General features: G+C 62.1%; 10 protein-coding genes. 3 read left to right on the forward strand and 7 right to left on the reverse strand.

The window, feature by feature from the left end; genetic code table 11:
• The first annotated feature begins 69 nt into the window (after positions 1–69).
• Positions 70–897 (forward strand): HAD-IIB family hydrolase, encoded by an 828-nt coding sequence (locus I2H81_RS08490; RefSeq protein WP_195645255.1) that lies wholly within the window; start codon positions 70–72, stop codon positions 895–897.
• A 193-nt stretch (positions 898–1090) separates the two neighbouring features.
• Entirely contained in the window at positions 1091–1795 is a 705-nt protein-coding gene (locus tag I2H81_RS08495; RefSeq protein ID WP_195645256.1) for a transaldolase, read from the forward strand.
• A gap of 380 nt (positions 1796–2175) precedes the next feature.
• Here I2H81_RS08495 and I2H81_RS08500 read toward each other — a convergent pair whose 3' ends face one another.
• The 4 genes from I2H81_RS08500 to I2H81_RS08515 all read right to left on the reverse strand — a co-directional run bounded on the left by I2H81_RS08500 (position 2176) and on the right by I2H81_RS08515 (position 8048).
• A complete protein-coding gene (locus I2H81_RS08500) occupies positions 2176–4323 on the reverse strand; it encodes a Tex family protein (protein ID WP_195645257.1) in 2148 nt (715 codons plus the stop codon).
• A gap of 411 nt (positions 4324–4734) precedes the next feature.
• On the reverse strand, positions 4735–5775 hold the full coding sequence (locus I2H81_RS08505; RefSeq protein ID WP_195645258.1) for a Gfo/Idh/MocA family oxidoreductase: 1041 nt from the start codon (positions 5773–5775) through the stop codon (positions 4735–4737).
• Between the two features lie 69 nt (positions 5776–5844).
• Positions 5845–7101, reverse strand: a complete 1257-nt coding sequence (locus I2H81_RS08510) for an MFS transporter (RefSeq protein WP_195645259.1) — start codon at positions 7099–7101, stop codon at positions 5845–5847.
• Between the two features lie 65 nt (positions 7102–7166).
• Entirely contained in the window at positions 7167–8048 is an 882-nt protein-coding gene (locus I2H81_RS08515; RefSeq protein WP_117770399.1) for an SDR family NAD(P)-dependent oxidoreductase, read from the reverse strand.
• Positions 8049–8280: 232 nt separating this feature from the next.
• On the opposite strand from I2H81_RS08515, the gene I2H81_RS08520 reads away from it, so the two are divergent.
• Entirely contained in the window at positions 8281–9159 is an 879-nt protein-coding gene (locus tag I2H81_RS08520; protein ID WP_271817512.1) for a LysR family transcriptional regulator, read from the forward strand.
• Positions 9160–9366: 207 nt separating this feature from the next.
• Here I2H81_RS08520 and I2H81_RS08525 read toward each other — a convergent pair whose 3' ends face one another.
• Genes I2H81_RS08525 through I2H81_RS08535 form a run of 3 tightly spaced genes read right to left on the reverse strand, consistent with a single transcriptional unit; the run spans position 9367 to position 13619 of the window.
• The gene (locus I2H81_RS08525; protein WP_117766745.1) at positions 9367–11286 is read right to left on the reverse strand and encodes an ABC transporter ATP-binding protein; all 1920 of its coding nucleotides are present in this window, start codon (positions 11284–11286) and stop codon (positions 9367–9369) included.
• Positions 11279–13123 (reverse strand): ABC transporter ATP-binding protein, encoded by a 1845-nt coding sequence (locus I2H81_RS08530; RefSeq protein WP_229108143.1) that lies wholly within the window; start codon positions 13121–13123, stop codon positions 11279–11281. The genes I2H81_RS08525 and I2H81_RS08530 overlap by 8 nt, the downstream gene beginning before the upstream one ends.
• The gene (locus I2H81_RS08535) at positions 13116–13619 is read right to left on the reverse strand and encodes a MarR family winged helix-turn-helix transcriptional regulator (protein ID WP_195645261.1); all 504 of its coding nucleotides are present in this window, start codon (positions 13617–13619) and stop codon (positions 13116–13118) included. The genes I2H81_RS08530 and I2H81_RS08535 overlap by 8 nt, the downstream gene beginning before the upstream one ends.
• Positions 13620–13763 lie beyond the last annotated feature (144 nt).

The raw sequence follows: 13763 nt of genomic DNA on the forward strand, positions 1-13763 counted from the left end.
CCTCTCTGGTTGCGTCGCTCCATTATATGATGGATGCTTCGTTTGCCCTTATCCTCGAAAGGAACCCATATGATTGATGCGTGTCCCGAACCCGCTGTGCTCTTTTTTGACGTGGACGGCACGCTGACGTCGTTCGATCCCGACAACATGACCGACAAGGACTTTTCGGCGGTTCGCCCCTCGCAGGCGGTCGTCGAGGCGTTTCATCGTCTGCGCGACGCGGGACACAAGGCGTTTATCTGCACGGGTCGCCCCCTGTGGCTCATCGCCGATAGCTTGCGTGCGCTCGACCCCGCGGGCGTCGTTGCCATGGCGGGCGCCACGCTCGAGGTCGAGGGCCGCGTGGTGCATGAGGACTGCTTTGACGAGGACGTTATCGAGGAGCTTGCGCGCCGTATGGCCGCGGCAGGGATTGAGGCCTTTTTCGAGACCAACGTGGCTACTTTTGCCCTGGAACCCGCGGGTGTTGAGCGGTCGTCTCTGATCGGCACTTCTGTGGTGCACAGCACCGAGGAAATGCGCGTCGACGGCCGTCTGCGCGTGGGCAAGGTAGGCATCGTCGCGAGTGACCTGGCTCGCGTAGCCAACGATGATGGCTTTATCGATCGCGAGTTTGAGCTGTGCAACACCGGTGGTCAGAATCGCGAGCTGAGCCCCAAGGGCATTGACAAGGGCGTGGGCGTGGCGCGAGCGCTGGAATACCTGGGTCGCACCGGCAACGCGCGCACCTTTGGCTTTGGTGATTCCGGCAACGATCTGGGTATGCTCGCTGCTGTCGAGACGGCCGTGGCCATGGGCAACGCCATGCCCGAGGTCAAGGCGCTCGCCGACTACGTGACCGACGATGTCGCACACGATGGCACCGTCACAGCGATGCAGCATTTCGGCCTCATCTAATGAATCCTGCGTTCTGACGTTTACTCAAACTGTGACTCTTTGCTTTTACATGCTCAATCGATTTATCAATCCAAACACTGAGGTGTTTATACCGTTCGCCGAGAAGATAAAAAACCGCAGCTCACGCCTTGATAAACGTAGGTAAAGTGTTTAGCAGTTTAACGCCCATGTGCAAGCGAAAGGAATCAGGCAGATGGCAATCAAGGTGTTCGCTGACGGTGCAAACCTCGAGGGCATGCTCGACATGTACGAGAACGGCAACGTTCAGGGTTTCACGACCAACCCGTCCCTTATGAAGAAGGGCGGCGTGACGGACTACCGCGCGTTTGCCAAGGAGGTCCTGGCCCACATCACCGATGTGTCCGTCTCGTTTGAGGTTTTTGCCGACGACGTCGAGACCATGGAGGTCGAGGCCCGCGAGATCGCTACCTGGGCCGAGAACGTCTACGTCAAGATTCCGTGCGTGACCACCAAGGGCGAGTCCACCGCCGAGCTGGTGCGCAAGCTTTCGGCCGACGGCATCAAGGTCAACGTCACCACCATCTTTACGCCTAAGCAGGTTGACGAGATGGTCGAGGCCGTTGACACCGAGACGCCGTCTATTATCTCGCTCTTTGCCGGCCGTATCGCCGATATCGGCGTCGACCCCATTCCGTTTATGACGGAGTCGGTCAAGAAGGCCGCCGTCAAGCCCAACTGTGAGGTCCTGTGGGCGTCCACGCGCGAGCTCATCAACATTTACCAGGCCGAGGCCTGCGGTTGCCAGATCATCACGGTGCCCAACAACATCCTGGCCAAGCGCAAGAACATCGGTCGCGACCCGTACGAGGTCTCGCTCGACACCGTCCGCGGCTTTGCCAAGGATATCGCCTCGCTCGGCTTCCATATCCTGCCGTAACGCGAACACTGGCTGCGCCGAGGGTTGTTCGCCCCGGCCTTTCCTTTCCCTATCGCTCACGCGCTTCGCGAGGGTCGCGCTAGGCAAAGGAAAGGCCGGGGCTGCCGACACGAACTTGCCAGCAGGTTGGTAATCGGCTTCCATATCCTGCCGTGGACAAAGGTACCCCCGCCTGCGCCGTGCAAAATTGAGAGTATTCAGCAAGGTAAAGGCTTTTACCAGCTAGATAAAGCACGGAACAGCCCCCGTTTTGGCTCTGACGACGCTAAAACGGGGGCTGTTTTTGCTTTTTCGCCTCTGAGGGGCATCCGGAACGGCGGAATTTGCAGAATACTCGCGATTTTGCACGTCGCTACCGGGGGGACCCTTGCTTTGGCGGTTTACTTCCCCTGCACCATGGTCAGGGAGATCTTTTTGCGGTCGCGGTCGACCTTCTCTACCCACACCTTTACCGTGTCGCCGACGCGTACCACGTCGCTCGGGTGCTTGACAAAGCGGTTGGCCAGCTTGGAGATGTGTACGAGGCCGTCCTGGTGCACGCCGACGTCGACGAACGCGCCAAAGTCGACGACGTTGCGCACCGTGCCCTTGAGCTCCATGCCGGGCTCTAGGTCGTCGATGGAAAGCGCTGAGCGGCTAAAGACCACCTCGGGCGCGTCGTCGCGCGGGTCGCGACCGGGCTTCTTGAGCTCGTTGACGATGTCGATGAGCGTCAGGGTGCCGCAGTCCAGGTCGCTTGCCAGCGCCGAGATGCTGCCCAGACGGCGCTCGATATCGGGCACGCCGCCACGGCTGAGTTCACTGGCCGCCACACCGGCGCGCTCCAAGACGGATGTGGCCACCTCGTAGCTTTCGGGGTGGACGCTCGTCGCGTCGAGCGGGTTCTTACCGCCACTGATGCGCAAAAAGCCCGCGGCGTTGAGGTATGCCTTGGGTCCCAGCTTGGGGACCTTCTTGAGCTGGCGGCGATCGGTAAAGGCGCCGTTTTCCTCGCGGTAGGCCACGATGTTTTTGGCCACGCTCGGCGTAATACCCGATACGTATCCCAGCAGACTTGCGCTCGCGGTGTTTACGTCGACGCCTACGCGGTTGACGACGTCCTCCACCACGTGGCCCAGAGTGCGCGAGAGCTCGGCCTGGTCAAGGTCGTGCTGGTACTGGCCCACGCCGATAGACTGGGGCGGAATCTTGACGAGCTCTGCCAGCGGGTCTTGCAGGCGACGGCCCAGGCTCATGGCGCCACGCACGGTGACGTCCAGGTCGGGATATTCCTGGCTGGCGAGCTCGGAGGCGGAGTACACCGACGCGCCGGCTTCGTTAACGATGGTGTAGCGAAGGCTGGGCGCCTGCTCGGCAATGAACTCCGAGACGACTTCCTCGGTCTCGCGGCTGGCGGTGCCGTTGCCGATGACGATGGTGTTGATGCCGTCCTTCTTGACGAGGCGGGCGAGCTCGCGCTTGGTGCCGGCGACGTCGTGACGCGGCTTGGTGGGGTAGACCACGCCGTGGTCGAGCAGCTTGCCGGTCTCGTCCATAACGGCGACCTTGCAGCCGGTGCGGTAGCCCGGATCGAGCGCGAGCACGCGGGCGCCGCGCACGGGGCGTGCCGAGAGCAGGCCCTCAAGGTTCTTGGCAAAGACGTTGATGGCCTCGGTCTGGGCGCGAACGGTGAGCTTGGCGCGGGCCTCGCGCTCCAGCGAGGGGGCCATCAGGCGCTTGTAACCGTCGGTGATGGCGGCGTCAAAGACGGGCGCGAAGACGCCTTGGCGTCGGGGCCAACGGCTGCCGAGGCGTGCCGTGGCAGCGGCGCCGTCGACGTTCACGCGCACGCGGAGCTTGCCCTCGCGCTCACCGCGGTCGATAGCCAGCACACGGTGGTTGGGAATACGGCGCAGCGGCTCGTCAAAGTTGTAGTAGGGCTCGTAGGGAGTCTTCTCCGCGGGGTCGGTAGCCTCGACGACGATATCGGCGGTGTTTTGCGTAAAGGCGCGCAGGTCGGCGACGTTCTCGGGGTCCTCGGCCACCGTCTCGGCCACGATGTCGGCGGCGCCGGCGAGCGTCTTCTCGGGCGTGTCGAAGCCGGCCTCCTCGTTGACGTATGCCGCGGCGGCGTCGAGTGCGCTGCCCTTGGCCGAGGCCTGCATGATGATCATGTTGGCAAGCGGCTCCAGGCCGGCCTCGCGGGCCTTCTGCGCGCGGGTCATACGCTTTTTGCGGTAGGGCTTGTAGAGGTCCTCGACACGCTGGAGCTGCGTGGCCTCGCGAATTTGCTGCTCAAGCTCTGGCGTGAGTTTGCCCTGGGCGTCGATGAGCAGAATGACGTCCTCTTTGCGCTGTTCAAGATTGCGCAGGTAGGACAGGCGCTCGTCGAGTGCGCGCAGGGCGACGTCGTCCATGCCGCCCGTTGCTTCCTTGCGGTAGCGCGAGATAAAGGGGATGGTGTTGCCCTCGTCGATGAGCTTGACGGCTGCCTCGATGTTGGCGGCCTTAAGGTTGAGCTCGCGGGCAAGCTGGGCGATAAGATCCATGGGACTCCTTGCGTTTAAGGTGCGTTTGCAGCACAGGGCTACCAAGGATACCACCCGTCCCAAAAGACTGTTTTGGAGCCGCGCCACGAAAACGACCCGTCTACTACGTTTTACCCGTAGGGGCTGACCATACCTGGGTTTTCCGAAAATCGGCAAGCCGTTTACCTGCGGTTTTTATTTCGCGAAATTCGGCATGGTTGAGGGTGGTCGGCTAAACGTAGTAGATAGGCCCATTTCGTGGCGCACGAACCAAGCTGAGGCGCAAAATGGCCCCTGCCCCAGAAAAATCGTCGGCAAGGTAGCAAAATGCCCCACGGGCAGGAGGCTGCTCGCGGGGCAAAGAAGAGGGGCTTATTGGTGGCGGACCGAGGGGTCCGGCATGGGGTTTCTGCCGCGGTCGCTCTTAAGGCATTACAGCTCGACGAGCTGGCCGGTCTCGGCGGCCTCCTTGATGGCGTTGAGAAGTGTGAGCGTCTTGACATTATCGGCGGGGGTCACGACGGGCTCGACCTCGCGGCGGACAACCTTCACAAAGTGCTTGAGCTGCATCTTGTGCGGCAACGCCGGGTCGACAGCCGGAATCTCCATCTGCAGCGGCTTGTGCCAGTTGGAGGCGCCGTCATAGGAGAACTGGTGCAGGCGGGGCAGCGACAGGGCGCCCAGGGTTCCGCCGATAAAGTAGGCGTCGGCGTCGAAGGGGCGGTACTGCGGATCCTCGCGAGCGCTTGCCTCCCAGTTCCAGGGGCTGGCGGTGGCGTCGGAGATGGTCATGCTTGCGAGCGCGCCATCGGCAAAACGGACGTTGACCACGGCGGAGTCCTCGGTCTCAAAACCGCGGGCGGCGCTGGACTGCATACCCTGGACGGCAACGGGCTCGCCCAGCAGGTAGCGGAGCAGGTCGACGTCGTGCACCAGGTTGACCAGGATCGGGCCGGCACCCTTCTTGCGGCGCCACTCGACATCGAAGTACTCGTCGTTCTTATAGATCATGTAGTGGAAGCTCGACACGGTGAGCTTGCCCAGCTCGCCAGACTCGATGATCTCCTTGGCCTTGTTGACGAAGGGGTTGTGACGACGGTGCTGACCCACGAGCACGGGCACGCTGGCGGTCTCGGCCTCGGCGGCGAAGGCCTGGGCATCCTCGAGATCGTTGGAGATCGGCTTTTCGATCAACGGCACGATATTGCGCTTCACAGCCTCGCGAGCAACGCCCAGGTGCAGGTCGTTGGGGGTGGCGATGATGACGGCCTCGGGCTTGACCTCGTCCATCATCTGAGCGGGATCGGTGTAAAACGGCACGCCGGCGGCCTCGGCCGTGGCGCGGGCGCCCTCAAAGGCGTCGGCGATGGCGACGAGCTCGGCCTCGGGCTCCTCGGTGACAAAGCGGATGTGGTTGCGGCCCATGGCGCCGGCGCCGATAACGGCAATGCGGACGGGGTTGAGCTCAGACATTTCGACTCCTTAATACTGGTGACCGGTGGAATGCGACAAAGGGGCCGTCCCTTTGTCGCATCGGTAAAACTAGGCAGACTTCTTCTTGCTGTCGGAGACCATCATGTAGACGGTGAGCACGACGGCGATGGCGGCGATCACGATGGCGCCGTAGAAGGACTGCTGGTAGGCGGCGCTGCCGGCCTCGGCGTGATACAGCACGGCGGTGATGGGCTGGCTGATCCAGGTGGAAGCGGCATAGCCCAAAAACATGATGCCGTAGTTGACACCGATGTTGCTGGTGCCAAAGGCGCCACCGGTGAGCGGCGGGTAGATGACGAGCAGGGCGCCAAAGCTAAAGCCGAGCAGGGCGAGCGCAACAAAGAACATGGCCTGCGTAAAGCTCATCGACATGATGACGAGTGCGACGATGGTGACGACAAGGCTGATGAGCAGCGACTTATAGGCGCCGAGCTTGTCGATGATCTGGCCAAAGGACAGACGGCCAACCAGGTTGGCGCAGGTGTTGACGGAGACCACCACACCGCCGAGGGCGACGGCCGCGGCGCTCGTGGGGTCGGCGAAGAGCTGGACGGCGGCGATGGAGGCAACCTTGCCCACGAGCAGGGTGCCCGCGGTGGCGGCAAAGGCGAAGGTGACGATGAGGACCCAGAAGCGCGGGGTCTTGACCATCTCGCCCGGGGTGAGGTCGCCGAAGGTGCCGGCATGCGCGCCGCCCTTGGGGGCCTCGAAGCCCTCGGGCAGCCAACCGGCCTCAGGGGCCTTCAGGAACAGGGCGGAGGCGGCGATCGTCACAAAGAAGATGACGCCGAGTGCCTTGAGGGCGCCAAAGATGCCCAGGCTCGGGATGAGCAGCGAGGCGAGCACTGGGGACAGTACAGCGGGGCCGGCGGTCGAAGCGGCGAGGGTGATGCCGGAGGCGAGACCCTTCTTGTCGATGAACCACTTTTGGCCGGTGGTGAGCGCCGGGTTGTAGCCCAGGCCGTTGCCGATGGCGGCGACGAGCGAGAACCACAGGTAGAACTGCCACGGCTCGGTGACGGTGCCGGACATGAACCAGCCCAGGCCGTAGCACACGGCGGCGGCGATCACGACGTTGCGCGGGCCGATCTTATCGGAGATGCGGCCGGCGAAGATGCCCGTCGCGGCCATGATGGTCTGAAAGACCGGGAAGGCCCAGGTAAGAGCGCTGGACCACTCGGGGTAGACGGCGAGCAGGTTCTTGCTTACGACGGAATACAGCGCGATGGAGCTGATGAAGAACATGGTGACGCACGCGGCGGAAAGCACGACGGCGCGACCCTTGTTGGAGTTGGTGGAAGCCATTGGACTCTTTCTAATCGATACGGGGGAGGAGCAGGCGTATTCGCGGGCCTCCCTGTTAGGTTGGTTTACTGGTCAGTCGGCTTGGCGACGCCGGACTCATCGGACCAGAGCTCGACACCCTTGTTCTTAAGGTAGTTGTCGGCATAGGCGCGACGGCCGCCGGGCTTGGCGGTGAGGTCGCCCATCATGTTGGAGAAGCCGCCGTCGACCTTGATGGCGTCGCCGGTGGTGAAGTCCGAGCGCGTGGACGCCAGGAACATGACGGCGTTGGCGATATCGCTGACCTCGCCGATGCGGCGCGTGGCGATGAGGCGGCTGCGGCTCTTCTCGACCTCGGGGTCGGCGTAGAAGTTGGCCGACATCGGGGTCTTAACGAAGCAGGGCTCGACGCAGTTGGAGCGGACGCCGTAGGGGCCCCACTCGGCGGCGAGCATCTTGGACATCATGTTGACGCCGGCCTTAGTGGAGCTGTACACGCCCGAGAACGTCTCGGGGGAGTGGCTGGCAACGGTCGAGATGTGCACCAGGCGACCCTGGCCGGCCTTGATCATTTCGCGACCAAAGCGCTGCGAGGTGATGAAGTAGCCGGTGAGGTTGACGTTGAGCACCTGCTCCCAGTCGCTCAGCGGCAGGTCCTCCATGGCGGCGAAGCGCAGGATGCCGGCGGTGTTGACGAGAACGTCGACGCGGCCGAAGTCGGCGATGGTGGCGTCGACGGCAGCCTGAACCTCGGCCTCGTCGGTGGCGTTCATCTTGTAACCCTCGGCGTGGATGCCAAACTCAGCGGCGAGGTCGGCGGCAGCGGCCTTGACCTTCTCTTCGTCCAGGTCGAGCAGGACGACGTTGGCGCCGTTGCGGGCGAACTCGCGGCAAATCTCGACGCCCATACCGCCGAGCGCGCCAGTCACGGCGCAGACATCGCCCTCGAGCTTAAGCCAATTGCTCATAGGAACTTCCCTTCTTGTGCCTCCCGGTGGGTCGCTCCCATTAATCGACCCACGTGGTTTTCGCTGGTTATCGTATGCTTTGCATTTGCGCAGGTGAATTGCATATTTGTTAGAATGGCGTTAACCGTAGGTTTACACCGTGCGATGCAGTTTTTCTCAATTGAGCGCGTGGCCTGCGAAAACAACCCCCTGTGGCATCATGTGGCCACAGACGCGAAAACGGGAGATTGACGTGTACGATCGACGACTTGAGGCCATATCGGCCGCCGCGGAGCTGGGAAGCTTCTCACGGGCGGCGGCAAAATTGCGCGTGTCGACCCCGGCGCTCGTCAAGCAGGTGTCGGGCTTCGAGGCCGAGTTTGGCATCACGCTGTTCGAGCGCTCGCATTCGGGCGTCAAGGTGACGCCGGCGGGCGCTCTGCTGGTGGACGACGCGCGCTCGATCATGCGCCAGTCCGAGGACGCGCTGCGCCGCGCCCGACGCGCGGCGGGCGATGGCGGGGCCGTGCGTCTGGGCGTGTCGATGATGTGTCCGGGGCGCCAGACGCTGTCGATGTGGTCGGGCATCCACGATCTGGAACCGTCGCTGCGATTTGAGATCGTGCCGGTAAGCGACCTCTATGACGAGCGCGAATCCGTCATGCGCAGCCTTGGTCGCGAGGTGGATGTAGTGCAGTCGAGTTTTTCGACCCCGCGCTGGGGTGATGCCTGCCAAAAGCTCCGCATCGTTAACGTGACGTTTTATATCGACGTGCCACGGACGAGCCCGCTGGCGCGCAAGACACGCATTACGGTTGCCGACTTAGAGGGCATGCGCCTGCGCGTGCTCCGCCACGGCAACGACGCTATGGACAGCCTGCGTATCGATCTGTTGGCAGACGGCGGCGTGGACGTGATCGATGTGGACAGCTTCGACTTTGCGCTCTTTAACGAGGCGGAGGAAAAGGGCGACGCGGTACTCACCTGCGGAGCGTGGTCGGGGGTGCACCCAGCCTTTGTGGGCGTGCCGTTCCTGTGCGGCCGCGAGGTGCCGGTCTTTTTGCACTATCCGCTCGAGCCCACCCTCCAAGTCCAAAAATTCGTCAACGCCATGGCCCAACTCCTCAAGTAGCTTACACAAAACGAGGCCCTGGCCAAACGGCCAGGGCCTCACTAACTTTTATTCCGTTTTAAATGACGGGCTAATCGCGTACAGGAGGGTGCCCCGGGGACGGGCGGGGTATTTCCTCCGCGCGCAGTTTCGCAGCGCAGCGAGAATGTTTGAGCACGGAGGAAATACCCCGCCCGTCCCCGGGGCACCCTCCGTCAGTAATCGGTCCTACTCCAGCTCAAACGCTCCGGTGTAGAGCTGGTAGTAATACCCGCGCTTGGCGATCAGTTCGTCGTGGTTGCCGCGCTCGATGATGCGGCCGTGGTCCAGGCAGATAATCGCGTCGGAGTTGCGCACGGTGGAGAGGCGGTGCGCGATGACAAACGTCGTGCGGCCCTCCATGAGCTTATCCATGCCGGCCTGCACGATGGCCTCGGTGCGGGTGTCGATGGAGCTCGTGGCCTCGTCCAGAATCATTGCCGGCGGATCGGCGACGGCGGCGCGTGCGATCGAAATCAGCTGGCGCTGGCCCTGCGACAGCTGCGCGCCGTTGCCGGTGAGCATGGTGTCGTAGCCGTCGGGCAGGCGGGTGATAAAGTCGTCCGCGCCCGCGAGCTTGGCCGCCGCGATGCACTCCTCGTCGGTGGCGTCCAAGTTGCCGTAGCGGATGTTGTCCATCACGGTGCCGGTGAACAGGTTCACGTCCTGCAGCACGACGCCCAGGCTTCGGCGCAGGTCGGCCTTGCGGATCTTGTTGACGTTGATGCCGTCGTAGCGAATCTTGCCGTCGGCGATGTCATAGAAGCGGTTGATGAGGTTGGTGATGGTCGTCTTACCGGCACCGGTGGCGCCGACAAACGCGACCTTCTGGCCCGGCTTGGCAAACACGGACACGCCGTGCAGGACCTCGTGGTCGGGGGTGTAGCCAAAGTCGACGTTGTCCATGACCAGGTCGCCGCGCAGCGGCACGTACTCGATCTCGCCGGTTGCGCGGTGCGGATGTTTCCACGCCCACATGCCGGTGTGGTGGTCCGCCTCCTCGAACTCCCAAGTCTCGGGGTTCACCTGCGCGTTGACGAGTGTCACGTAGCCTTCGTCGGCCTCGGGCTTCTCGTCGATGAGCTCAAAGATGCGGTCGGCGCCGGCGAGGCCCATGACCACGGCGTTGATCTGCTGTGAGATCTGGCCGATCTGTCCGCAGAACTGCTTGGTCATGTTGAGGAACGGCACCACGACGGCGATGGACAGCGCCATGCCCGAGATGCTCAGGTTGGGCACGCCCAGCGCCAGGAAAATGCCGCCCGCCAGTGCGACCAGCACGTAGAGCAGGTTGCCCAGGTTCATAAGGATGGGCATGAGGATGTTGGCGTACATGTTGGCCTTCTGGGAGACCTCGAAGAGCTTTTCGTTGCGCTCGTCAAAATCGGCCTCGGCGGCAGACTCGTGGCAGAACGCCTTGACGACCTTCTGGCCGTTCATGACCTCCTCGATATGGCCCTCGACCACGCCGAGCTCGGTCTGCTGCGCAATGAAGAAGCGCGCGGAGTTGGAGCCGAGCAGCTTGGTCATAAAGGTCATAAAGGCGACGCCGGCGATGATGACCAGGCACATCCACACGCTGTAGTACAGCATGATAAAGAACACCGTGACGATGATGATGATCGTCATGAGCAGGTTGGGCAGCGACTGGCTGATCATCTGACGCAGCGTGTCGATGTCGTTGGTGTAGTGGCTCATGATATCGCCGCGCTGGTGCGTGTCGAAGTAGCGGATCGGCAGGTCCTGCATGCGGTTGAACATCATCTCGCGCAGCTTCTCGAGCGAGCCCTGCGTGACGATAGCCATGGCGCGGTTCCAGAAGAGCGAGGACAGGACGCCGACGCCGTAGATGCAGGCGAGGGTGGTCACGAGCTGTGCGATCTTGGGCTGTGCGGCTTCCCAATCGCCCGACTGCCACGATTCGCTAATAATTTGCAGGGCGCTCTGCAGGAAGGTCGCGCCGATGGAGTTGATGATGGCGCAGAGCACCACGCCGGCGACGACGAGGGGCAAAAGCACAGGATAGAAGCCAAAGAGCGTCTTGATGAGGCGCGACATGGTGCCGCCCTTGCGGTTGAGCGCGCGCTCGGCGGTCGTTGCCTTACTCATGGGCCTCGCCTCCTTCCTGGGTCTGAGCTTGCGTTGCGGTCATGTCGGTGTTGTCTGCCGCCGTGTTCGCGTCGCCAGAGACGTCGTCGGCGTCTTGCGTACCTTCGGCAGACATCTTGTTTTGCGAGGTAAAGGTCTCTCGGTAGATCTCGCTCGTCTTGAGCAGCTCTTCGTGGTTGCCGATCTGTGCGATGCGGCCGCCCTCCATGACGATGATGCGGTCTGCGTCCTGCACGGAGCTGATGCGCTGGGCGATGATGAGCTTGGTCGTGTTGGGCAGATAGCTTGCCAGCCCTGCGCGGATCTTGGCGTCGGTCTTGGTGTCGACGGCGCTGGTGGAGTCGTCCAGGATCAAGATCTTGGGGCGACGCAGCAGGGCGCGTGCAATGCACAGGCGCTGCTTCTGACCGCCCGAAACATTAGAGCCGCCCTGTTCGATCCAGGTGTCGTAGCCCTTGGGGAAGCCGTCGACAAACTCGTCGGCGCAGGCCAGATGTGCCGCCTCGCGGACTTCCTCGTCGGTGGCGTTCGGGTCGCCCCAACGCAGGTTCTCGGCGATGGTGCCGCTAAACAGCACGTTTTTCTGCAGCACCATGGCGACCTGGTGACGCAGCGCGTCCAGGTCGTAGTCGCGCACGTCCACGCCGCCCACGCGCACAGCGCCTTCGGTGGTGTCGTACAGGCGGGCGATGAGGTTGACGAGCGTGGACTTGGCCGAGCCGGTGCCGCCGATGATGCCGATGGTCTCGCCGCTCGTAATGTGCAGGTCGATATCGTCGAGCGCCTGGCGTTTCGCATGCGCGGAATACTTAAAGCTCACGTGGTCAAAGTCGATGGAACCGTCGGCAACCTCGAGCACGGGCTCGGCGGGATCGGCGATCGTGGGCTCGGCGGCCAGCACCTCGGCAATGCGGTGTGCCGATTCGTCGGCCATGGTCACCATGACAAAGATCATCGACAGCTGCATCAGGCTCATGAGAATCTGGAAACCATAGGTAAAGGTCGAGGAGAGCTGGCCCACGTCGAACAGCGTGCCCTGGCTCGTGATGATGAGCTTGGAGCCCAGGTAGATGATGACGACAAACGCGCCGTTGACGCAGATGTTCATCATGGGGTTGTTAAAGGCGAGCAGCTTCTCGGCGCGGGTGAAGTCCATCTGGACGTCGCGCGCGGCGGTCGCGAACTTCTCCTTCTCAAAGTCTTCGCGCACATAGCTCTTGACCACGCGCATGCCGGTGACGTTTTCCTCGACGGACTCGTTAAGGGCATCGTACTTGTGGAACACGCGCGAGAAGATGGGGCGCACCTTAAAGATGATAAAGAACAGTCCAAAGCCCAGCAGCGGAATGATGACCAGGTAGACCATGGCGACGCTGCCGCCCATGATAAACGCCATGGTAAAGGCGAAGATCAAGACAAGCGGCGCGCGCACGGCGATACGGATGATCATCATAAAGGCCTGCTGCACGTTGTTGATATCGGTGGTCAGGCGCGTGACGAGCGAGGAGCTCGAGAACTCATCGATGTTGGCAAAGCTGAACGTCTGGATCTTGTAGAACAGGTCGTGACGCAGGTTCTTGGCGAAGCCGCAGCTCGCATGGCTGCAGGTGACGCCTGCCGCGGCGCCAAAAGCAAGCGACGTCAGCGCGATGAGCACCAAAAAGCCTGCGGTGGGAAGCATCTCGGCTACGGTGGCACCGTCTTTGACGGCGTCGATTAGGTTGGCGGTGATAAATGGAATCAGCATCTCGCAGAGCACCTCGCCAAGCACGAGCAACGGCGTGGCAATAGTGACTTTCATATAGTCGCGGATGCTGCCCATGAGGGTTTTAATCATCCAGTTCCTCCCAGGTTACACGGATTTTCTCGAGCATTTCGGCGAGCTGCTCGCGCTCGTCGTGGGTGAGCGCGCTAAAGGCCCGTTCTCTAAAGCGGATGCGGGCCGCCTGGTCGATGCGGGCGTTTTCCCGGCCGGTTTCGGTTAGGCGAATGGTGAGTTGCCGTCGATCCTGGGGGTTACGGCTGCGCTCGATGAGGCCGTTGACCTCGAGCTTGGACAGGATCTCGGAAAGCGACCCCGGCTTGAGGTCAAAGTGCATGCCGAGTTCCTGCTGCGACATCTCGCCGCCGGGCTGCTTGGCCAGCAGGCAGATAATGGGCGCCTTGCCGGATACGCCTCCGCCATGAAAATGCATGTAATGGCCGCAAAAGCCCAGGCCGCTCAGGATGCGCTTGGCGAGTTTGTCTTCGGCGCTGACCGCTTCGGGTATGTCTACCGGTTGCGACGGGTCACCGCCGGGCTCATGCGGAAGGACGAGTGGTTCAACACACATATCTAAGCTTCGCTCCTCTCTTTAGTTAGGTAGTGGAATTGTTTTGTGCCTAACCAATTTAGGAGCGTGAGAAATCAATGTCAAGGTACCAAACTTATTAAGTTACGGCGTTTTACCAAACGCCGTAAGCACTCGACGCTGCAA

The organism is Collinsella aerofaciens, assembly GCF_015561195.1.
Lineage (GTDB): Bacteria > Actinomycetota > Coriobacteriia > Coriobacteriales > Coriobacteriaceae > Collinsella > Collinsella aerofaciens_AC.

Bases quoted from the DNA above. Each gene is read 5' to 3' on its own strand.
- I2H81_RS08490 (WP_195645255.1), top strand. From the start codon at position 70: ATGATTGATGCGTGTCCCGAACCCGCTGTGCTCTTTTTTGACGTGGAC.
- I2H81_RS08525 (WP_117766745.1), bottom strand. From the start codon at position 11,286: ATGAGTAAGGCAACGACCGCCGAGCGCGCGCTCAACCGCAAGGGCGGC.
- I2H81_RS08535 (WP_195645261.1), bottom strand. From the start codon at position 13,619: ATGTGTGTTGAACCACTCGTCCTTCCGCATGAGCCCGGCGGTGACCCG.
- I2H81_RS08515 (WP_117770399.1), bottom strand. From the start codon at position 8,048: ATGAGCAATTGGCTTAAGCTCGAGGGCGATGTCTGCGCCGTGACTGGC.
- I2H81_RS08530 (WP_229108143.1), bottom strand. From the start codon at position 13,123: ATGATTAAAACCCTCATGGGCAGCATCCGCGACTATATGAAAGTCACT.
- I2H81_RS08505 (WP_195645258.1), bottom strand. From the start codon at position 5,775: ATGTCTGAGCTCAACCCCGTCCGCATTGCCGTTATCGGCGCCGGCGCC.
- I2H81_RS08500 (WP_195645257.1), bottom strand. From the start codon at position 4,323: ATGGATCTTATCGCCCAGCTTGCCCGCGAGCTCAACCTTAAGGCCGCC.
- I2H81_RS08495 (WP_195645256.1), top strand. From the start codon at position 1,091: ATGGCAATCAAGGTGTTCGCTGACGGTGCAAACCTCGAGGGCATGCTC.
- I2H81_RS08510 (WP_195645259.1), bottom strand. From the start codon at position 7,101: ATGGCTTCCACCAACTCCAACAAGGGTCGCGCCGTCGTGCTTTCCGCC.